Below are 20393 nucleotides of genomic sequence, written 5' to 3'. Positions count from 1 at the left end.
CATTCACACTCCTTCTGCGTTTCGGCACCGCACAAAATGCGCGGTTTCTTCCTGAATTGTTAACGGCTGACGGCACTCCGGAGTGCACAGCCGGCAGCGGTCGGCAAACAGACAGCTTGTTCGATCGCGGTCTTTCTCTGGTACAAAGCCGGGAATTTCGGCAAGCGGAAGATTGGGGTCCTGATCCAGCTGCGGAATCACGGAAATCAAGGCTTGGGTATAGGGATGCTGAGGATAGTCATAAACCTCCGCGGTCGGTCCCGCCTCCACGATTTGACCGGCATACATCACGACGATCCGATCACAGTATTTACGCAGCAGGTTCAGATTGTGAGAAATCATCAGCAATGCGACATGACGGGTCTGATGCAGTTGGAAGAACAGCTCGGTGACCTGTTTCTGAACGATGGGATCGAGCGCGGTTGTCGGTTCATCCGCTAAAATCAGCTGCGGATCGCACATCAGCGCCATTGCAATGTTGACGCGCTGCCGCATGCCACCGGACAGCTCACCGGGATAGTTATTTAAAACCCGCTGCGGATCTTGGATGCCGACGCTGGCCAGCAGCTGTTCCGCTTTGACCAGCGCTTCCTTCGGCGTGCCTAAACCCTGAGCGAGATAGCCGTCGGTGATCTGATTGCGGATGCGGATTAAAGGATGCAGGTAAGCGACGGTGTTCTGCGGAACAAAGCCGATTGTCGAACTGATGACTTGGCGGCGGGCTTTGGGGCTCAGCGTCAGCAAATCCTGTCCGCCCAGTATCATTGCTTCCGCCTGCAGTTTTAAATCTTCGGACAGCAGGCCCAGCAAGGCCCGCGCCGTCATTGTCTTGCCGGATCCGGATTCACCGATAATGCCGATGCATTCCGATTCTCTGACGGATAAGGAAACATCATGGATCAGCGCCTGGCCGCGGGCGTCCATGACAGAGCAGTGACGGACATCAAGCAAAGAAGGGATCATCAGCGGCTCCCCCTTTTTACCAGGCGGTCATTCAGGCCATCCCCCACCAGATTAAAGCCCAGGGCTGCCACTAACAGCACGGCGCCGGGAGCAACTGCCAGAAAGGGATAGGACAGGACAAACTGCCGGGCTTCACTGAGCATCAGACCCCAGCTGGCTGAAGGCGGCTGGATGCCTAAACCTAAAAAGGAAAGCGAGGACTCCGTCAGAATGGCTCCGCCGACCGCGGAGGAAAACTGGGTGATCAAACGCGGCAGCATGTCCGGAAAGATATGACTGATGACGATCTGTCCTGAGCGGCAGCCATAGCTGCGTGCGGCTTTGACATACAACCGGGTTTTGTTTTCCAGGATCATCGAATACACCAGTCGGGAGAAAGAGGGAATCATAAAAATTCCGATTGCGATGACGGAATTGATCAGTCCCTTGCCTAAGACGGCGACCAGCATCATCGCCAGCAAGATCCCCGGGAAAGCCATGAAACCATCGATAATCCGCATGATTAAGGCCTGCAGTCGCGGTCCAGCCATGGCTGCCAGCGAACCCAACAACAGACCCGCTGCGGTTCCGACACTGACCGAACCTAAACCGACTAATAAGGCCGAACGGGAAGCGATCATCACGCGGCTCAGGACATCCCGGCCGAATTGATCCGTACCCAGCCAATGCGAGAAGGTCGGCAGTGCAAAGCGGTTGGCGGTGTCCATTTTATTGGGATCCATCGGCAGCCAGAAGAAAGAAATCAGGCACATAGCGAGGATCAGCGCGACCAGCAACAGGCCAGGCAGCAGGGACGAGTGTTTTTTCATACTTCGTTTCCTCCGGATTCCATGCGAATCAGCGGATTGGCTGCGATTACCAGCATATCCGTGATGAAATTAAACAGGACGACCATCAAGGTGATGAACAGGACAATTCCCTGAAGAAGCTGGATATCCCGTTGTTCCACCGAGGTCAGCAAGAGCCGGCCGATTCCCGGCAAAGCAAAGATCGTTTCAATGATGACCGTGCCGCCGAACAACTTGGCAGTCTGACTGCCAATCACGGTAATCGGCGCGATCATCGCGCTGCGCAGGGCATATTTGAGAATCGCCGTGGTGCGCGGCAGACCCTTGATCTGGGCACTTTGCATGAAGTCCTGATTTAGAGCGCTCAGCATCGAAGAACGAAACAGCCGGATTAAAACCCCGGACTCGCCGATCGCCAGAATGATCGAAGGTAATGCCAAACTGTGCAGATAGGCTGAAATGCCTTCTGCGGGCGGGGTATAGCCCGTGACGGGAAACCAATGCAGCTGCGCCGCAAAAAGAATCATGAAGATCATACCCAGCCAGAAAGCAGGAATCGCTGCACCCAGCTGCATCAGGGAACGGGACAGCCGGTCGATCCAGCTTCCCTGAAAAAGTGCGGAAACAATCCCAAGTCCAGCGGAAAAGCAGACCGCCAGGATCATCGAAAAGAGGGTCAGTGAGAAAGTGACCGGCAGCCGCTGCAGAATCAGCGTGCGGACGTTTTCACCAAACAGATATGAAGTCCCCCAGTCTCCCTGAAGCAGATTGCCAAGCCAGCGGGCATACTGAGCCGTCCAAGGCAGATTTAATCCCATCGATGTTCGCAGGGCTTCCAGACTTTCCGGCGTGGCTTCCGTCCCCAGAATCAGCTGGGCCGGATCACCGGGAATCCATTTTAAAACCATGAAGGTAATCAGGGAAACGACGAACATGACAGCCAAAGCGCTGAACAGCCGTTTGCTTATAAGTCTAAACATAAATGACTCCTTTCTTAAGAAAAGCCTGAGCCTCAGCGGCACAGGCCTGGGTCATGTTGCTTACTGAGTGAAGCGGACATCCTTCATTTCGTAGATGTCGATCGGATATGTCGCAAAGCCTTCAATGCCTTTCTGCAGGACATAGATTGAAATCGGATCCTGGATGTAGAGGGCCGGAACTTCTTCTGCCAAAATTTCTTCAACACGTTTGACGATCTCAGTGCGCTGGGCTTCCCGGCCTTCCGCCTTGTAATCGCTTAACAGCTGGTCGACTTCCGGATTGTTATAATTGAAGTAATTCTCTGAGCTGGCAGATTGATAGCGGGCTAACAGGACATAAGGATCGAGTCTTCCGGTGTGGCCGACGACCGTCAGATCGTACTGCCTTCCGTTATAGACGTCGCTCAGCCACGAGGCCCATTCTACAATTGAGATCTCGCAATGGATTCCGACAGCTTCGAGCTGATCCGCGATGACCTGACCGGCGTTGACGTAAGCCGTATAATTCTTCGGCAGCACCAGGTTCAGCGTCAGCCCATTTTCATAGCCGGCTTCTTTCAGCAGGGATTTGGCCATTTCCGGATCATAGCTGTAATCTTCACTGTGATCGACGTATTCTTTAAGGACGGTCGGATAATGGGAACCAATCTTTTCGCCATAACCCCACCAGACCGTATCAATCAGTGCGTCTTTGTCAACCGCGTAATTGATGGCCTGCCGTACCCGCAGATCGGAAAGAGCTTCATGGCTTAAATTCATCGCCATTAACTGCAGGGAATTGGCCGGCGCCTGAACTACGGTGTAGGCTGGATTGTTTTCAAACGCGGCCACCTGATCGCCGGAGACACTGATGATGTCCAGTTCACCGTTTTGAAAAGCGGAGATCTGCGAAGCGGCGTCCGGCATCATTTTAAACTGAATGGTTTCCAGGTTGACCGTTTCCGGGTAGTTTTCGTTTTTGACCAGGGTCAGCGACTGCTGCGGAACCCATTCCTTTAAGGTATAGGCCCCCGTGCCGACGGGTTGATTCTTTAATGTATCAGCGACTGTAACATCGACGATCGCAGCCCAAGGATAAGCAAATGTGGATAGAATCGCCACATCCAACGTTTCAGTTGTAAAGACGACGGTTTTCGCATCCGGTGCTTCCATCGTCATCAGGTTGGCGTAATCTGCAGCCCGTGGACTGCCTTCTGCCTTTAATCGTTCAAAAGAAGCAATGACTGCGGCGCTGTCGCAGGGATTGCCATTGGAAAACTGGGCGTTGCCGCGCAGCGTGAAGGTCAGCGTCATGCCGTCCTCGCTCACTGTCCAGGACTCGGCCAAACCAGCTTTCAACGTACCGTCAGTGGTGACTTTTAACAGGGGTTCATATAGATTGTTGGTAATCTGGAAAGTGCTGGCCGCGGTGGTGCGCTGCGGATCCAATCCATCCGGATCGACGCTCATCGCCATGATCAGCTCGTTTTTAACCGGCGCTGCACTGGGGCCGGCGGGATCGCTTGAAGGGGTTGGCTGAGCAGAACAGGCGCTCATTACGAGTATCAACAGACTCAGACCGAAACAGATCAGTTTCTTCATAGATTCGTTTTTCTCCTTTTTCCTCTTGTGGAAGACGAGCAGATTGTAACAAGCTTTTGTTAATGGAAAATTGCAGGAAAGTTAAAAAATGGTAAATTTCCCGCGGTTCGCAAAAAGCCAAGATCGGAATTAGGATTTCTTGAGAAACAAACAAAAGGGAGCGCTGCGGGCGCTCCCAGGTTCAGGCAGGGGATGATGCTTATCTGATCATGAAGAAGGCGTGATTATGGATCGCTTGAATTCCAGCTTCTTTTACATCAGAACAGCCGCAGCACAAACGCTGCCGCACTGCAGCACAGGATACCGCAGACCGTCGGAATCGCAATCGCCGCCAGCGTCCATTTCAGACTTTTGGTTTCTTTGTAAATCGTCAGGCAGGTCGTTGAACATGGCCAGTGAAACAGGACGAAGATCAGCGTACAGACTGCCGTGGTCAGGGTCCAGCCCTGGGCCAGAAACAGGTCTTTCATCGCGCTCAGACTGTTCATCTCAATCAGAGAGCCATTGGCCAGATAGGCCATGATGATGATCGGAATGACGATTTCATTGGCAGGAAAGCCGAGGATGAAGGCGATCAGAATGACTCCGTCCAGACCCATGAAGCGGCCTAACGGATCCAGGAAACCGGAAGCCCAGGCCAGAAGGGACTGACCATTGACGCCGATATTGGCCATAACCCAAAGCAGGATGCCGGCGGGAGCGGCGACGGTGATCGCCCGGCCTAAGACAAACAACGTGCGGTCAAAGACAGAACGTACCAGCACCTTGCCCAGCTGCGGTCTGCGATAAGGCGGCAGCTCCAGTGTAAACGAGGACGGTATGCCTTTCAGCACGGTGGCGGATAACAGCCGGCTGACCAGAAAGGTCATGCCCAGTCCCAATAAGATTGTTAGGGTTAACAACAGCGCTGAAAGCAGCGATTGCGACAAACCGGCAGCGGAGCCGAGAAAGAACATTGTCAGAATACTGATCAGCGTGGGAAAGCGGCCATTACAAGGAGCAAAGTTGTTCGTGAGAATTGCGATCAAACGTTCGCGTGATGAATCGATGATCCGGCAGCCGATGACGCCGGCGGCATTGCAGCCAAAACCCATGCAGGTGGTCAGGGCCTGCTTGCCGCAGGCATGCGCTTTCGCAAAGGTTTTATCCAGATTGAAGGCGACACGCGGCAGATAACCCAAATCTTCCAGATAGGTAAACAGCGGGAAGAAGATCGCCATCGGCGGAAGCATGACGGCGACAACCCAGGCTAAAACCCGATACATGCCCTCGCTCAGCATGATGACTAGAACCTCCGGCAGATGCAGTGCACGTAAACCTGCCGCCAGCGGCGCTTCCAGAGAAAACAGGAATTCCGCCAGCATCTGCGAAGGTACATTTGCCCCCGCCAGCGTGATCCACAAAACCAGGCACAGAAGCAGAATCATCAGTGGCACGCCTGCCCAGCGGGAGAACAGAATCTTATCAATCTGCCGGTCCCGCTTCATCGCCTCCGCTTCGTTCATCGTGACGGTTTGTTCGGCAAGCTCCTGCGCTTTTTCCACTGGGCATTGAATTAACAAGTCTTCCCAGCGTTCTTTTTTATACGCCTGATCCAGAACCTTGCGGCTGCGCAGTGCCAGACTGTGCAGTGTTTCGATATCAGCCTGGGTCATGGAGGTGGATTCATACAAGAGCTTCAGCGTGGTTTCCGGCGCGTTTAAGATCTGCAGGGCGATCCAGGGAATATCATAGGCTGGATCGAGCATCCGCAGCTGCCCACGCAGCCGATCCAGTTCATTTTGAATCGCAAACGGATAGTCCAGACAGGCGATCTCGGTTCGCGGATGCGCAGCCAGATCTGCCACCGCCTCCATCAGGGCGTTCAATCCTTTGTGGGAACGGGCGCTGGCGCCCACCACCGGGACATGAAGCAGCCGGCTGAGAGCCTCCAGATCGAGGGTGATGTTCTTTTTCTGAGCTTCATCCATCAGATTAACACAGACGACGACATTGGCGGTCATCTGGAGAATTTGAAGGACGAGATTCAGGTTTCGCTGCAGTGCGGTCGCATCGCAGACGACGATTGTCACCGCCGGCTTGTCAAAGCAGATGAATTCGCTGGCGATCGCTTCTTCCGCACTGTTGGCGATCAGAGAATACGTTCCCGGCAGATCGACCAGCGTGTAGTCCTGATTGCGATAACGCGTCACCCCTTTGGCCAAGGCGACCGTTTTTCCCGGCCAGTTGCCGGTATGCTGCTTCATGCCGGTCAGTTCATTGAATACCGTACTTTTTCCGACATTGGGATTGCCGGCCAGGGCTACCAGAATTTCCGAATCCGCAAAGCGGAAGCTGCGGCTGGCTTTCGCGCTGGTCGACTGTACAGTGAGTCCCATATTTATTCCTCGTCATGCTCGACAAGGATGGAGCGGGAATCTTTGTCGCGAATGGCAATGACGGTACCACGGATCAGATAAGCTACCGGATCGCCGGCACAGCTTTTGACCAGCGGAATCAGTTCCGTTCCCTGGACTAAACCGATATCCTGCAAACGGGTGCGGATGGAGCCGGTGCTGTTCAGCTGAGTCACTTTGCAGCGCTTCCCCAATGGGATTTGATTTAATGAACATTGGACAATACTCATAGTCAATTCCTCCTTTAAGTTGGTCATGAGAAATCTTGTTTCCCACTACCAACTTATGTGCAGGGGCAAAGTGCTGCTAGGCTTACACAACTGCTGGTACAAAGAATCTCTAAAATAAAAAACTTTCGGCTCTGAAGAATCATGAAGGAATTCTTACAATTCCTTTCCCACTGAAAAGAAAGAAAATGGGGATGATATAATTGATTCAAAGATGAAAAACAGGAAAGGGGAATTGGTAATGAAAGGAATGAGGCTGCTGGGATCCAAGATCATGACAGTGCTGCTTCTGATTTTAATTGTGGGAAATTGTTATGGTTTTCTCAGTCAGCGCTGGCATCATTTAACCCCTGTGGATTTCCGGCACTGCGGGGTATTCCGATTTAGTGGCGCCGATGGTTATGGTCAAGTGGAGTTTACCAATATCAAGGAAACCCTGAATATCACTCAGGAAGGACAGTTCTGCGCAAATGTGGAGTTCTTCGCACAAACGGCCGACGGGCTGATTGAATTGAGTGCTCTTTCAGATCTGCATAACGGCGATTTGCTGACGGTGATTCCGGTTTATGATTCCGTCTACTCTCAGCTTTTAAAAGTGGATCCGGACACTTCGCCAGTCAAGCTGGAAGTTGCGAATTTATTAGCACCAATTCACGAGTTGGACAGCCGGCTGGTTTCTGAGCGGAGCGATATTTTGCATAAGGTAAACCTGGGATTTGCCGGACATGCAAGCTGGATTACGCATGCTGTACGATTGGATGAAACAGGTGAAGGGATTCTGATTGTGATCTTTGAAGATCTGGAAAATGACGGAATCTATGCAGTGGAAGTCAAAGGTGCCTGCTTTGATGAGAATGATGTTTTTCATTTTGCGTCAAAAACGCTGCGCCGGATTGATCCGCAGACATTCCAGCAGCAGGCGGATGCTGATCCCACTTGGCAATGGGGCAATGGAAAGGGGCTGGTGCAGCAATGAAACGAACAGGACTGAACTGTCTTCTGGTTGTGATCGCCGCGCTGACGCTGACGTTGTTTGTCCGCAGTATGCTGCAGAAACCGTTGATTGAAATCAGCCGCGAGGCATGGGAGTATTATCATGTTTCCGTGTATTCCGGAGATTCCTATCCCAATCAGAAGGTATGGAATCAACGGCTGTTGGATGACGATCTGCGGTATGCCCGGCAGGCCGGTGATCTGGCGTGGCTGGATCAGCTGAAACGGGTTGAATCGGCTTTCAGCTGTCAGGCTCCCCGTTATAACTGGTATCCAGCCTGCAATATCAAACTGACTGACGAGCCGCGAATCCGAGGAACAATGCCGCTGCTGAGTCGGGAAGAAGCGCTGACACCAGATGTGCAGCAAGCTTTGGAGGAAATCATTTTCCGTTTTTCCAGTCTGCGCTACAATCATAATCCTGAAGGGATACTGACGATTGAAAAGGCGGTTTTTATTGATTCCGAGCTTGAAAATTCTGCTCAGCTGGTGGCCTGGGTAAGATTGGATAACGGTGAAAACGCTGTGCCGAAGACGATGGTTTTTGTCGCTAACAATCTGCGCCAGGGAACAAACCGCTGGGTTTACTGGAATGATCACTTCAGTTCCAATCGGGATATTGAAACTTTCCCGCTGCCGCCCAATGGCTACTGGCCTGAATATCATGCGGCAGAATTGCCGCTGCTGCAGGGAAAGTCCATGAAGTTCAGTGAAATGGAATGGATGGCGAACCTTTTCTTAAATGAATGATCGGCAAGGGAACATAAATTGTGAATGTGCCGAAAGAAATCGAAAGTTAATTGTAAGTGAAGATGGAGGAAGAATATGAAGATTATTGTCAACATCTATTATACAGGAATCCAGGGTCATGCCCGTCAATTTGCCGAAGAAATGGTTCAGAGCGAAACCGTTGCTCAGATTCGCCGGGAAGAAGGGAATCTGCGTTATGATTATTTCTTTTCCATGGAAGATCCGGAAACGGTCTTGTTGATTGATGCTTGGGAAAACCAGCAGGCGATTGACCGGCATCATGCCTCGCTGATGATGAAGAAAATTACGGAGCTTCGGTTGAAATATGATTTACACATGAAAGTTGAAAGAACTGTCTCGGCAGAAGAACCGCTCCCGGAATCAGACAAACAGTTTATCCGGGAATAAGTTTTATTTGATAGAAAATTACGTAAATAATTATAACTGTCTCATTGCATAGAAGGAAAGAACTGCTTATCCTTAAAGCAGGAGGGAACACTCATGGCCAATGAAGATAAAAAAGATTTTAACGCGATGCTCCATGACAGTAAGGATATGCCTAAGTTTCAGACGATCACCGATCAGAGCAGCATTGAGAAATACGGCGGAAGCAAAATGTATTTTGCACCACCTATCGATTATGACAGGGTAATGAAAAGAATTCCTTATGGCAAGCTGATGACCGTTGGAAAAATCCGGGAATATTTCGCCAAACAAAATCATGCGGATTTTACAGAACCGATCACTGCCGGTATTTTTGTTTCAATTGTGGCGTGGGCAAGCGAGCAGCGTACAGAAGACAAGACGCCTTACTGGAGAACGTTGAAAGCCAAGGGCGAGCTGAATGCCAAATACCCCGGCGGGATTGAAGCGCAGAAAGAAAAGCTGGAAGCCGAAGGACATACGATTATTCAAAAAGGTCGTAAAAATATACGATACTATGTCGAAGATTACGAGAAAGCTCTTTTTGACTTGAAATAGACCGAGCGGGATTGCCGGCAAGCGTCAGGTTTTCAACTGAAAAGAAAGGCAGAACTTCACTCAAATCGAAAATGGGTGGAAAGCATGAAAATGACTGAGGATAAAATTCTTTTGAAAGTGTTTGATCATCTTTTTAATCACGATCAAAAGCAATCGCTTAGAGCCAAACATCACTCAAAGAACATTTTGTTAATGTTCATCATTGCGTTTGGATTCTTGATCTCAGCTTGTACCCAGAAAGACGTTCAGCCACCTCAATCCGCTGAACCGCTTCCGAAAGTCTGTTTACGATCTCTGAACTTGGTTTTGATTTAGCGGAAAAGGAAACTTATCGGATTATCCTTTACGACAATGGTACAAAAGTCAGATCAATCCCATATCTTTTTTAACCATCAAATCTCCGCTGCTGAAAATGCGGATGAGAATCTTCAGCTTTTCACGGACTTTACGGTCCAGATCGTAGATAAAAACTACCGGAATATAGCTTTCCTAAAATTCCACGATGGAAATCAAATCACAAGCAAAGAGGTAACTTTTAAGGTAACGGATATCCCTTTCAATGAGAGGTTGAATTTAGAGGAAAAAAGTAAAAAAGCGCTTTTGTTCGGAGATCCGCTTCCGTTTGAAGTCTGGCTGCCACCGGTCATGGATTCGGTAACTATTGATTTCTGGTTTTCTTCCCGACTGGTTTTTACCGATTTCAAGTTTGCGGAAGCTTTTATCAGTGAGATAAAAGAATCGGTGATCTATCCTGAAGATTCACGATATTCCGAAGTTCACTGTCATGATCCAAGTTATGACTTGTTTTATGCTCCTGTTACGCTAACAGTCAACGATGCTCAGGATTATTCTGTCACGTTTATTCAATATTGCGGGGATGGGGTTAAAATCAACAGTCAGCGCTATGTGCTGTCGAATCATGATCTGATCTTGAATCTTGTCCATCTCTTAGAGGATAAATTATTTTCCTATATCCCCGATGATGGTTTAAATCGCAGGGAGTATTTAAGGCCGATTTATTTTTCCACTGATGAATTTTACATTGAATCAGAACCCTTTGAAGCTTCTCTTCAGCTAAGTGCTTTAGATTCTGCCCTAGTGGATTTTAAAACATTGGGACTAACAGCCTATGAAGATGGAAAAGAAGTGGATGTTCTTCCTGCTGAGCTTGGCGCCCATCGAATTGAGTTTCATGACCAGCATGGAAATATTTATGAATACCGGTATGTGAATCGGGAGCGAGACCATTAAAAGTGAGTATTCAGTAACGACTAAATGAAAGAGTCAAAGAACAAAAGAAGCAACAAAGTAAAAACCAGACTGATTCAGCGGCTTTGCTGAAAGTCTGGTTTTTGTGTTTCTGTGTTTTTAGTTTTAAGATGAAATGAAAGTGAATTTATTTCCCGGCGTTTTTCGCAGCGTTGGTGCCTGCAGTGTAGCCCGAGAAATTAGCCCAGCCCTGCATCATCGCTGTCATGGAATCCGCACCGTTGGCACCGCCGACAACACAGCCTGCACCATAGAGGTTGGCAATCGGATTGCCGTCCGCATCCACGATCTGGAGGTTCTCATTGGCTTTTAAGCCGCCTAACGTTGTTGCGAAGCGCGGCTTCTGTTCAACGATGACATAGGTACCTTCCTTCAGGGCAACGGGTTCCGGCTTGTTGAACTGCGTGTCTTTGCCAGCGGCGCACATGTCGTTGTATTCTGCGACTGTCGCACTCAGACCTTCGGCATCAATGCCCATCTGTCCGGCCAGTGCACTCAGATCATCCCCTTTGACAATGATCGGTTTTCCATTGTTGGATACGGAATACCAATCTTCGATGGAAGCTTCGCTAGGGATCAGCTTGTCCTCAACAGATTTGGCAAGATACGCGGCATAAGCCTCTTCATCCATAACCAGGTAAAGAATTTTGTCTTCCTGAGCTGTAGTGGCGTTAGTGATTTCACTTAAAGTACCGACTTCACTGACGACCCGTTCACCCTTGGAGTTCACATAAATCGCACCATGACCTGCTGTGGCTGCCGTCGAGCTGGCCGTCGCGGCCAGACCTTTGGTCGGCAGCTTTTCGACGCCCTGAGCATAAACCTTGACCAGATCCAGATTGATCGTGGCTGCGCCGACTTCTTCACCCATGACTAAGCCGTCGCCGGTGTCGCTGTCACGACCGTAGAACAGATAACCGTTCAGGGTTTCCGGCAGTAATTTCTGATTGGCGCCGAAGCTGCCGGTTGCCAGAACAACGGATTTGGCGTTAATCGTCACTTCTTTTCCCGTAGCATCGGTAGCCATGGCACCCACGACGGCACCGCTGTCATCGGTCAGAAGCTTGGAAGCCCGAACATCCGTGAACAGCTGGCCGTTGTTTTGGGCAAGCAGATCCTTCATCTGATCTAAGAAGGAAACTGAACGGCCGACAACGCCGATCTGCCGGGAAGCAGAGTGATCCGGATACTGCGTAGCTGCGGCATCGTAGGCAATCTTCAAATCATCCGTCAGCCAGTCGATGCATTCGCCAATGTTGTCGGCCAGCAGCTTGACTAAGACAGGATCGTTCTTTTGCAGACCGACCTGCATGATATCCTGGTACAGCAGTTCAGAAGAATCGTTGGTTTCATTTAAGACCTCTTTCTGAATCCGGGAGTTGGTCGCAACCATCGTTCCGGCATTGAGGACCGTATCACCGCCGATGAAGCCGTTCTTTTCAATACAGATGACGTCCGCGCCGGTCTGTGCCGCCCGCACGGCAGCGGTGATGCCGGATCCGCCTCCGCCGATGACCAATACGTCGCAGTCATAGCTGTCATTCAAGGCTTCTGCAGCGACTTCTGTGTTGAAGCTGGTGCTCAAGTCCGCTCCAGCCTGAGTCAGCGCGTCTTTGACGGCAGCCATGAAGGTAGCGCTGGTAATCGTCGATCCGGTAATCGTATCCAGATTCACTGTCTGATTGGCGATGATGTCGTTTGTCAGCTGATCCATCGCGTTGGTTCCAATTCCGGCGGTCTCCGAAGATTCAATGACCTGAATGGATTCGATCGCATGGTCGTTGACCGTGACTTCAATCGTAATTGGGGCGTTATGACCCGTAACTGTTGCGGTATACGTACCCGGCGTCAGCGACGAAGCTGACGTTGAGGGAGTTGGGGTGCTGGTTGTTCCTGAATTGCCGCAGCCGGTAACCGAAGCCGCAATAAGCAGGCACAAAGCCAGACGAATAAGCTTTTTCATTGTCTTTCCTCCTCTTGCAATGCAACAAGATAATAATTTAACAATGTGTTGAAAATATTTTGGTTTTGACACAGTTTTGACTAAATTCTGTTGTTAGTTATAATTAAAATGGGAGAACGAGTATGAAAACGATTTTAATAGTGGATGACAACGAATCCATCTGCAACATTTTGTATCATTATGGAAAAGAAGCGGGCTATACGATGCTGATCGCGCACAACGGACAGGAAGGTTTGGCCTATTTCACCAACTACAAGCCGGATGTGATCCTGTTGGACGTTATGCTTCCGGATATCGACGGCTTTGAAGTCTGTCAATGCATCCGCAAGGTATCGCGTGTTCCGATCCTGATGATTACCGCTAAGACAGCGGATCAGGATCGGGTTATGGGACTGGATATCGGCGCGGATGATTATATTCTCAAACCCTTTTCCTGCCAGGAAGTCATGGCGCGGATTCGCGCGGTGCTGCGCCGAACCGAGGAAAATCCGGAACAAGCCGACTTTGTCTATGGCAATTTAATGATTCAGGAAAGCCGGAATTTAGTCAGTCTGGATGGTAAACCGATCAATCTGACCAAGAAGGAAATGGAGTTGCTTGTCCTGCTTGCTTCCCATCCCGGCCGGGTTTATTCCCGTGAGATTCTGTTGGATCTGGTCTGGGGCTACAGTGGAGAGAGTTATGATCGGGCAGTGGATTCCTGTGTGAAGCGGCTGCGCGCCAAACTGGATGAAGTTCCGCATCCCTGTTTCTCAATCAAAACGATCTGGGGCGTAGGCTACAGTTTTGCTTACGAGGAAAAGAAGCATGAGCAAGCTGACCACTAAGTTAGTGCTGATGTTCGGCGTGGTCATTGTGAGCTATGCCGTGATTTTAGTTTACAATTTTTCGCATTTTACAGCGGATGTTTTAAACTCGCATCATGTTGATATTATTTTCCGCGGAGCAGAAAACGTAGCGGAAACGTTTGAACGGATGCTTCCGGAAAAAACAGGACCGGAGAATTTCATTCAGTCGATCAAAAGCCTGGAAAACGTGGAGTACAGTTTGGCGATGCTTTCGGATATCAGTGATTACAGCTATTCGCTGTGTGATCGAAATGGTCAATATCTCTACTTAAATGACAATCAGCTGATTGAAAAGCAGGATATAAGTTTAATTCCGGAAGCGGAAACCGTTCGAGATTCAGCGCTGGCGGGAGAAAGCTCCTGCATCGAGTTTCCCACTTCCGACGGGCATATCATTGCCGGCGCGGCGCCGATTCAAAATGTCAGCGGGGAAACGGTCGGCATCATTCTGATTCTGCATCAGGCCAGCGATTCCATCGCGATGCAGTCCAAGATCAACAGCTTTCTGTTTGGCTTGACGCTGGTGGTTTTACTGCTGCTTCTGTTGGTCATCGTTTTTATGTCGAATCGCTTTACCGCTCCGATCCGCAAGATCACGCTGATCGCCAAGGAGCTGGCACAGGGGAATTTAACGATCCAGACTCATATTCATCAGAAGGATGAAATCGGAGAGCTGGCTTATTCGATGGATCAGCTTGCGATTGAGCTTCGCAAAAGTAAGGAAATTCAGAAAAATGAAGCGAAAATGCACGATAACTTCCTGGCGGATATTTCCCATGAGCTGAAAACACCAGTCACCGTGATCCGCGGTTCACTGGAAGCTCTGGCCGACGGCGTGATCAAAAATCCGGAGGACGTCGCAGCTTATTATCAGCAGATGCTATCAGAAAGCCGGTATTTACAAAAACTGATTCAGGATCTGTTGATGATCTCAACGCTAAAAACCAAGGAATTCAAGATTAAACAGGAGCCCGTGCATCTGTCTGAGGTGATGTCGGACACGGCGATGAGCGCCCGCGGCATGGCGATGAAAAAGAAAATCCAATTCGTAACGCAGGCACCGGAAAATGATTTTGTCATGCTGGGAGATTATGAATTGATCCGCAAGCTGCTGATGTTGATTTTGGACAATGCGGTAAAATATACAGAATCCGGCAAGTCGATCTATTATTATCAAACGCAAAAGGGGGAGATTGTGATTCAGGATGAAGGTGTGGGGATGGATCAGGAAGCCCTCTCCAACATCTTCAAACGGTTTTATCGTCAGGGAAAGGGGATTGAATGCGGCAGCTCCGGCATGGGATTAGCGATCGCCAAAGAAATTGCCGTGCGTCATCAGATTGAGATTCAGGTTACGAGCAAACTTGGCGTTGGAACCACGTTTACACTGATCTTTCCGATTGATCATGATCAGGGAAAATGAGAACATCCCCAAGAATGGAGTAGGGATTGCGAAGAAGCTTCCGCCGGAGTAAGATTAGAAGCAGACAGGAAGTGATTTTATGGCGTTAGAACAAGCACGAGCCTATTTGAAAATCTGGGGCTGTGCCGATCAGATTATCGAATTGAAGCATTCCAGCGCAACGGTTGTCTTGGCTGCGGAAGCGTTGGGAACAGAAGCCGCGCGGATTGCGAAAACCTTGGCGTTTTGGGTTGAAGGCAAGCCGGTGTTGATTGTAACCGCCGGAGATCAGAAGATCGACAATGCGAAATTCAAGGCTTTCTTTCATGTCAAAGCCAAGATGTTGGGACAAGCAGAAGTGGATGTTCAGATCGGTCATCCCGTTGGCGGGGTGTGTCCGTTTGGGATTCAGCCAGGGATTCCTGTATATCTGGATGTATCGCTGCAGCGATTTGAAACCGTCTTTCCTGCCTGCGGCAGCGGCAACAGCGCAATTGAGCTGACGCCGGAGCGGCTGTTTGAGATTGCCCAGGCTGAAACCTGGATTGATGTATGTAAGTAAAGCACCGCAGAATGCAACAACTTCCGTTAAATTTCTGCGGCGCTTTTTAAAATAGTTGTGCGTCTGTCATAGATCGTTTTCAGATTAGGATGAACAGAATGCGAATGGAATTAAAGCATCAGATCTAAGTCCGATTACCCATGCACAGTCTTTATTTTGTATATCAATTTACAGAAGGATGTTTTTTTAAAAGTTTGCATTATAATTTAAAAAGTGTTTAAAAATCAAAAGTTTTTGCATTTCAATGCAAAAACTTTTGATAATCTTATGGATTTGATATATGATAAAACTAGAGGTGGTAAAAATGATTTCCAGAGATCAGTATTTAAATAATTTAATTCGGTTGAAAGATAAAGAAGTCATCAAAGTAGTCACCGGAATCCGGAGGTGTGGGAAATCAACATTATTCGAACTTTATCAGGAATATTTGATGAATCATGGGGTTTCCGCTCAACAAATCATAAAATTCAATTTGGAAGACGGTGATTATGCTGAGATAGAAGAATATAAGGCACTTTATCAGTTAGTAAAAGACAAAATAGTGCCGGATAAAATGAACTACATTTTTTTGGATGAAGTTCAGAGGGTCAAGGATTTTCAAAAAGCCGTCGATAGCTTGTATATAAAAAAGAATTGTGATGTTTATATTACAGGCTCGAATGCGTTTTTGCTTTCAGGTGAACTAGCGACATTGTTGTCGGGACGATATATTGAAATTAAAATGTTGCCATTGTCCTTTAAGGAGTATTGTTCGGTTTTTCCTACGGACAGAAATATTGATCGGCTTTATCAACAATATCTGATAGACAGTTCTTTTCCCTATGTTCTCCAGTTAGATCATCAAAGAGATATTCGGCAGTATCTGGAGGGAATTGTGGATTCGATTATTTTAAAGGACATTGTTGCCCGTAATCAAATTTCTGACGTGAATATGCTTCAAAGTGTTGTGCGTTTCCTATTTGATAATATTGGGAATTTGTGTACTACAAAAAAAATCGCAGATACCATGACCTCAGCGGGGCGTAAAATTACAGTGCATACGGTCGAACGTTACTGCACAGCTTTGATTGATAGTTTTATTTTCTATCGTGTAGGCCGATATGATATCAAAGGAAAACAGTATCTTAAAACCGGGGATAAATATTATGCCGCTGATGTGGGACTTAGAACCACGGTTTTGGGAAGAAAAAAGGCGGACGATGGGCATATTTTAGAAAACATCGTCTATTTAGAATTACTGCGCCGTGGTTATGAGGTCTATGTCGGCAAAATTGGCAGTGTTGAGGTGGATTTTATTGCCATTGGGGAAGAAGGCGAGGAATATTATCAAGTAGCCTATACCGTCAATGATGCTGATGGAAAAACACTGAAGCGCGAACTGGAACCGCTGGATGCGATTAAAGATCACAATCCAAAATATTTGCTGACAATGGATCCTGTTCCCTTTGTTTCCCACAATGGGATCAAGCAAATCAATGTTCTTGACTGGCTTTTGAAATAAAAGCTTGTCTTTAGTCTAAAGCTTAAGCAGAAATCACTCCAAACAACGAAAGCGTCACTGAAAATTTTACACTTAATATTTGTTTATAAGAAGGTGAAAAGGATGAAAAGAGTCTTCAAGTTGCTCGGCCTTGTACTCGCAGTGGTGGTCGCTTTGAAGCTGAACGATATTTACCATAATGCATATCCTAAATTCAAAAGTGAAGCCTGTGATGAGTGTCAGGAATTAACGGAGGCGCCCAATGGGAAAACGGTGAATTTGTTTTTTCGCGACACGATGGGCGAAGGCTGGTTTCAGGTCAGGGATATATATTACAAGCAAAATATTTGGGATCGAAGAAAGTGGATCGGGCAAGGCTTAGATTATAACGGTGGCAACCAAGACGCTGGCTTGCAAATGATGCTGTATTTTTCTTCCTATGAACTGCTGCCGTATATCACTCGCGGGAACATCCACGAGGAGGATTCCATGATGATTTCAGAGGTTCCCATTACGCTCATGAAGGGAGTGTATGATGACGCGGAACTTTTATTTTATGATTTTAAGTTTGAATACGATTCCTTATATGTCTGTGGAACAATGCGAATCACCCGCCGAGATGAAAAGCAATTTTCTTCTGATGAAGAAAAAAAAGAATGAATCGGGTTCATTTTAGAGAAGATGTTTTGGTCATCTCCAGCTTGAAGACTCGTTGAAATTGCACAGGCTCAGGATTAGATCAATGGATATAAGTAAAGACGCTGCGAAAAACCATCTTCCGGTTTTCACAGCGTCTTTATCATCTAAACTTTAATTCGCAAGGAAACCTTATCCGCTGATTTGATTTGTTTTCGCAATGATCGCGTCAACCGCTTCCAGCATCGCTGAGCGCAAACCCAGCGCTTCCGCTTTTTCCACACCGACAATCGTGCTGCCGGAAGGGGAACAAACCTGATCCTTTAACACACCGGGATGAAGACCCGTTTCACTCACCATCGCGCCTGCCCCTTTGACGGCTTGGGCGGCCATCGCATACGCTTGTGCGCGGGGTATTCCATGCTTAACCGCAGCGTCGGCCATGGCTTCAATCACCATGTAAATTAAGGCCGGAGTGCTGCCGGTCAGCGCTGATACCGCATTCATCTGAGCCTCTTCAATGACAGCGGTTTTCCCAGTCATCGCAAATAAAGAAATCACCTGTTGTTTCTGTGCTTCTGTTACTTTTGCGTTGAAGGTGAGTGCGGTGAAGCCTTCGCCGACCGCAGCGCAGGTGTTCGGCAAGGTTCGCACGATCGGTACATCCTGTCCTAACCGCTGGGCATACCAGTCCAGGGTCAGAGAAACCGCAATCGAAACCACCAGCGTTTCCGGCTTCAGCACATCCTTAATCTCCTCAAGGACTTCCGTCATCTTATACGGCTTGACCGCTAAAAATAAGATGTCGCTGGTCTTCGCCACCTCGGCTGCCGAAATGAGCTTCTGGGCGGGAAAATCCGTTTTTTTTGCTAAATTTGGCGAATATGCCGCCATCGTGTAGTCCTGCGTTTTCTGCGTGATGCCGCGAATGATCGCCGATGCCATGTTGCCGGTACCAATCCAGCCAATTGTTGTCATTGTCAATTCCTCCTGCTTTCTATTGTGAAAGTCTGACGATTAGAACTTTATTATACAACAAAGATGGGAAATCCACAGCAAGGCGAATTGTAATTCATCGGCGAAACCTTTAAAATAAAGACAGAAAGGCCAGGTGGAAACGATGTTTGAAAAACTCAGCGAAGTCAAAGTGCTTCGCGATCCAATTCATGGCTATATTCACGTCGATCTGCAGGTAATCTGGGACTGCATCAACAGCCGAGAGGTTCAGCGCTTAAAACGGATCCGGCAGCTGGGCGGAGCTTTTCAGGTCTATCATACGGCAGAACATTCCCGCTTTGCACACTCGTTAGGCGTGTATGAAATTGCCCGGCGGATGGTGGAAGAAATTCGCGATCTGCGCCAAACGCTGAGCGAGGAGGAAAAAATCACGGTGATGGTGGCCGGTCTGCTTCACGATCTGGGACATGGCCCGTTTTCGCATGCGTTTGAATCAGTCACGACCGCGAAGCACGAAGAGATGACGCGCCGGATCATTCTGGAGGATACCGAAGTGCATCGGGCGTTAGTCCGCTGCTGCCCATCACTGCCGGAAAGCGTAGCGGCAGTCATTGATCATACCCATCCCAATAAGATTCTGGTGCAGATGATCAGCGGCCAGCTGGATGCGGACCGCATGGACTATCTGTTAAGGGATGCTTATTTCACAGGGACAAAGTATGGTGAATTTGATCTGGAGCGCATCCTGCGGACGATTCGGGTCCGCGATCATAAAATGGTCGTGAAGGAAAGCGGAATGCATTCGGTAGAAGACTACATTATGGCCCGCTATCACATGTACTGGCAGGTTTATTTTCATCCGGTATCGCGCAGCTTTGAGTCGATGCTCGCCCTGACGTTTGCACGGTTAAAGCAGCTGCGCCAGCAGCACAGTCCGATTCTGGAACAGATTCCGATCTTCAATGCGTTTCTGGAAGGAAAAAGCGTCAGTCCGCAGGACCATTTTCTGATGGACGAATCCGCCTGCAACTATGGCTTTACACTTTTGCGCCAATGTGCAGATCCGATAGCTTCGGATTTAGCCCGGCGTTTATTGGACCGCGATCTGTTTCAATCATGTGAAATCCATTCGGAAAAGCAGTTGGAAGCGATGCGTGAGCGCCTGATCGAAAAGGGTTGGGATCCCGCTTATTATTTGACGGTGGATGAAGTTCGGCAGCGGCCTTATCAACCCTATCAGGGGAATGAAAATTCAATGGTCTGGGTGTTGATGGAGGATGGAAGCATCCGTGAACTCTCCGAGGCTTCGGTCATCGCTGCGGCGTTGGTTCATGGCGAATCCAAGAATGATCTGCGGATGTATTATCCCCGTGAAATGGTGAATTTGTAAAAGGATCGGGCAAAACGATGAAAATCAAACGTTGACCATCCAAAAAATGGAAAAGATGATATAATACAGCTGTTCGTCAAAGTGATCGCTTATTTTGCACAAACCGCAAAAAGTAGACTTTCCCTGACAGCCCTGAAAACTCCAAAATTCTTGGAAATCAGGGCTTTTTCTTTCGCTTTTTCGCTGTCATAAAATGTCTAATTAAATTGACAGAAGTGAAAAAGGGG

The 20393-nt window shown here is 48.5% G+C and carries 19 protein-coding genes; 11 read left to right on the top strand and 8 right to left on the bottom strand.

Annotated elements, in window-relative coordinates; genetic code table 11:
• Positions 1-3: 3 nt before the first annotated feature.
• The 6 genes from BN162_RS11400 to BN162_RS11375 all read right to left on the bottom strand — a co-directional run bounded on the left by BN162_RS11400 (position 4) and on the right by BN162_RS11375 (position 6938).
• Positions 4-963: an ABC transporter ATP-binding protein gene (locus tag BN162_RS11400; protein ID WP_020225237.1), complete on the bottom strand. Its 960-nt coding sequence runs from the start codon at positions 961-963 to the stop codon at positions 4-6.
• Positions 963-1772, bottom strand: a complete 810-nt coding sequence (locus BN162_RS11395) for an ABC transporter permease (RefSeq protein WP_020225236.1) — start codon at positions 1770-1772, stop codon at positions 963-965. Before BN162_RS11395 ends, BN162_RS11400 begins: the two co-directional genes overlap by 1 nt.
• Positions 1769-2731, bottom strand: coding sequence for an ABC transporter permease (locus BN162_RS11390; protein WP_020225235.1), 963 nt, complete (start codon positions 2729-2731; stop codon positions 1769-1771). The genes BN162_RS11395 and BN162_RS11390 overlap by 4 nt, the downstream gene beginning before the upstream one ends.
• Before the next feature lie 60 nt (positions 2732-2791).
• The gene (locus tag BN162_RS11385; protein WP_020225234.1) at positions 2792-4312 is read right to left on the bottom strand and encodes an ABC transporter substrate-binding protein; all 1521 of its coding nucleotides are present in this window, start codon (positions 4310-4312) and stop codon (positions 2792-2794) included.
• 257 nt (positions 4313-4569) lie between these two features.
• Positions 4570-6690, bottom strand: coding sequence for a ferrous iron transport protein B (gene feoB / locus BN162_RS11380; protein WP_020225233.1), 2121 nt, complete (start codon positions 6688-6690; stop codon positions 4570-4572).
• Positions 6691-6692: 2 nt separating this feature from the next.
• On the bottom strand, positions 6693-6938 hold the full coding sequence (locus BN162_RS11375) for a FeoA family protein (RefSeq protein ID WP_006058412.1): 246 nt from the start codon (positions 6936-6938) through the stop codon (positions 6693-6695).
• 238 nt (positions 6939-7176) lie between these two features.
• On the opposite strand from BN162_RS11375, the gene BN162_RS11370 reads away from it, so the two are divergent.
• The 5 genes from BN162_RS11370 to BN162_RS11345 all read left to right on the top strand — a co-directional run bounded on the left by BN162_RS11370 (position 7177) and on the right by BN162_RS11345 (position 10910).
• Positions 7177-7911, top strand: coding sequence for a hypothetical protein (locus BN162_RS11370; protein ID WP_020225232.1), 735 nt, complete (start codon positions 7177-7179; stop codon positions 7909-7911).
• Positions 7908-8678, top strand: coding sequence for a hypothetical protein (locus BN162_RS11365; RefSeq protein ID WP_020225231.1), 771 nt, complete (start codon positions 7908-7910; stop codon positions 8676-8678). Before BN162_RS11370 ends, BN162_RS11365 begins: the two co-directional genes overlap by 4 nt.
• A 75-nt stretch (positions 8679-8753) precedes the next feature.
• Positions 8754-9086 carry a putative quinol monooxygenase gene (locus tag BN162_RS11360; protein WP_020225230.1) on the top strand — a complete coding sequence of 111 codons (333 nt, stop codon included), beginning with the start codon at positions 8754-8756 and terminating at the stop codon, positions 9084-9086.
• Between the two features lie 93 nt (positions 9087-9179).
• Positions 9180-9659, top strand: coding sequence for an MGMT family protein (locus tag BN162_RS11355; RefSeq protein ID WP_020225229.1), 480 nt, complete (start codon positions 9180-9182; stop codon positions 9657-9659).
• A 567-nt stretch (positions 9660-10226) separates the two neighbouring features.
• Positions 10227-10910 (top strand): hypothetical protein, encoded by a 684-nt coding sequence (locus BN162_RS11345; RefSeq protein ID WP_147612178.1) that lies wholly within the window; start codon positions 10227-10229, stop codon positions 10908-10910.
• 145 nt (positions 10911-11055) lie between these two features.
• Here BN162_RS11345 and BN162_RS11340 read toward each other — a convergent pair whose 3' ends face one another.
• Complete coding sequence (locus BN162_RS11340; RefSeq protein ID WP_020225226.1) at positions 11056-12891, bottom strand: FAD-dependent oxidoreductase; 1836 nt, start codon at positions 12889-12891, stop codon at positions 11056-11058.
• Positions 12892-13013: 122 nt separating this feature from the next.
• On the opposite strand from BN162_RS11340, the gene BN162_RS11335 reads away from it, so the two are divergent.
• The 5 genes from BN162_RS11335 (at position 13014) to BN162_RS11315 (ending at position 17843) form a co-directional block, all read left to right on the top strand.
• A complete protein-coding gene (locus BN162_RS11335) occupies positions 13014-13718 on the top strand; it encodes a response regulator transcription factor (protein WP_020225225.1) in 705 nt (234 codons plus the stop codon).
• Entirely contained in the window at positions 13699-15162 is a 1464-nt protein-coding gene (locus BN162_RS11330) for a sensor histidine kinase (RefSeq protein WP_020225224.1), read from the top strand. The genes BN162_RS11335 and BN162_RS11330 overlap by 20 nt, the downstream gene beginning before the upstream one ends.
• Before the next feature lie 79 nt (positions 15163-15241).
• Positions 15242-15703: a YbaK/EbsC family protein gene (locus BN162_RS11325; RefSeq protein ID WP_020225223.1), complete on the top strand. Its 462-nt coding sequence runs from the start codon at positions 15242-15244 to the stop codon at positions 15701-15703.
• Positions 15704-16007: 304 nt separating this feature from the next.
• Complete coding sequence (locus BN162_RS11320; protein WP_020225222.1) at positions 16008-17204, top strand: ATP-binding protein; 1197 nt, start codon at positions 16008-16010, stop codon at positions 17202-17204.
• Between the two features lie 102 nt (positions 17205-17306).
• On the top strand, positions 17307-17843 hold the full coding sequence (locus BN162_RS11315) for a hypothetical protein (RefSeq protein ID WP_020225221.1): 537 nt from the start codon (positions 17307-17309) through the stop codon (positions 17841-17843).
• A gap of 168 nt (positions 17844-18011) precedes the next feature.
• On the opposite strand, the gene proC is transcribed toward BN162_RS11315, so the two are convergent.
• Positions 18012-18797: a pyrroline-5-carboxylate reductase gene (gene proC, locus BN162_RS11310; protein WP_020225220.1), complete on the bottom strand. Its 786-nt coding sequence runs from the start codon at positions 18795-18797 to the stop codon at positions 18012-18014.
• A gap of 142 nt (positions 18798-18939) precedes the next feature.
• On the opposite strand from proC, the gene BN162_RS11305 reads away from it, so the two are divergent.
• Positions 18940-20166 (top strand): HD domain-containing protein, encoded by a 1227-nt coding sequence (locus BN162_RS11305; protein WP_020225219.1) that lies wholly within the window; start codon positions 18940-18942, stop codon positions 20164-20166.
• Positions 20167-20393: the final 227 nt, after the last annotated feature.

Source organism: Holdemania massiliensis AP2 (assembly GCF_000327285.1).
Taxonomy (GTDB): Bacteria; Bacillota_I; Bacilli_A; order Erysipelotrichales; family Erysipelotrichaceae; genus Holdemania; species Holdemania massiliensis.
Note: the sequence above shows the minus strand (reverse complement) of the source record. Positions and strands in the feature narration are given on the sequence as shown.

Coding starts and splice junctions, on each gene's coding strand:
- feoB (WP_020225233.1), bottom strand. CDS start 6,690: ATGGGACTCACTGTACAGTCGACCAGCGCGAAAGCCAGCCGCAGCTTC.
- BN162_RS11370 (WP_020225232.1), top strand. CDS start 7,177: ATGAAAGGAATGAGGCTGCTGGGATCCAAGATCATGACAGTGCTGCTT.
- proC (WP_020225220.1), bottom strand. CDS start 18,797: ATGACAACAATTGGCTGGATTGGTACCGGCAACATGGCATCGGCGATC.
- BN162_RS11390 (WP_020225235.1), bottom strand. CDS start 2,731: ATGTTTAGACTTATAAGCAAACGGCTGTTCAGCGCTTTGGCTGTCATG.
- BN162_RS11340 (WP_020225226.1), bottom strand. CDS start 12,891: ATGAAAAAGCTTATTCGTCTGGCTTTGTGCCTGCTTATTGCGGCTTCG.
- BN162_RS11355 (WP_020225229.1), top strand. CDS start 9,180: ATGGCCAATGAAGATAAAAAAGATTTTAACGCGATGCTCCATGACAGT.
- BN162_RS11365 (WP_020225231.1), top strand. CDS start 7,908: ATGAAACGAACAGGACTGAACTGTCTTCTGGTTGTGATCGCCGCGCTG.
- BN162_RS11395 (WP_020225236.1), bottom strand. CDS start 1,772: ATGAAAAAACACTCGTCCCTGCTGCCTGGCCTGTTGCTGGTCGCGCTG.
- BN162_RS11325 (WP_020225223.1), top strand. CDS start 15,242: ATGGCGTTAGAACAAGCACGAGCCTATTTGAAAATCTGGGGCTGTGCC.
- BN162_RS11315 (WP_020225221.1), top strand. CDS start 17,307: ATGAAAAGAGTCTTCAAGTTGCTCGGCCTTGTACTCGCAGTGGTGGTC.
- BN162_RS11320 (WP_020225222.1), top strand. CDS start 16,008: ATGATTTCCAGAGATCAGTATTTAAATAATTTAATTCGGTTGAAAGAT.
- BN162_RS11375 (WP_006058412.1), bottom strand. CDS start 6,938: ATGAGTATTGTCCAATGTTCATTAAATCAAATCCCATTGGGGAAGCGC.
- BN162_RS11330 (WP_020225224.1), top strand. CDS start 13,699: ATGAGCAAGCTGACCACTAAGTTAGTGCTGATGTTCGGCGTGGTCATT.
- BN162_RS11385 (WP_020225234.1), bottom strand. CDS start 4,312: ATGAAGAAACTGATCTGTTTCGGTCTGAGTCTGTTGATACTCGTAATG.
- BN162_RS11305 (WP_020225219.1), top strand. CDS start 18,940: ATGTTTGAAAAACTCAGCGAAGTCAAAGTGCTTCGCGATCCAATTCAT.
- BN162_RS11335 (WP_020225225.1), top strand. CDS start 13,014: ATGAAAACGATTTTAATAGTGGATGACAACGAATCCATCTGCAACATT.
- BN162_RS11360 (WP_020225230.1), top strand. CDS start 8,754: ATGAAGATTATTGTCAACATCTATTATACAGGAATCCAGGGTCATGCC.
- BN162_RS11400 (WP_020225237.1), bottom strand. CDS start 963: ATGATCCCTTCTTTGCTTGATGTCCGTCACTGCTCTGTCATGGACGCC.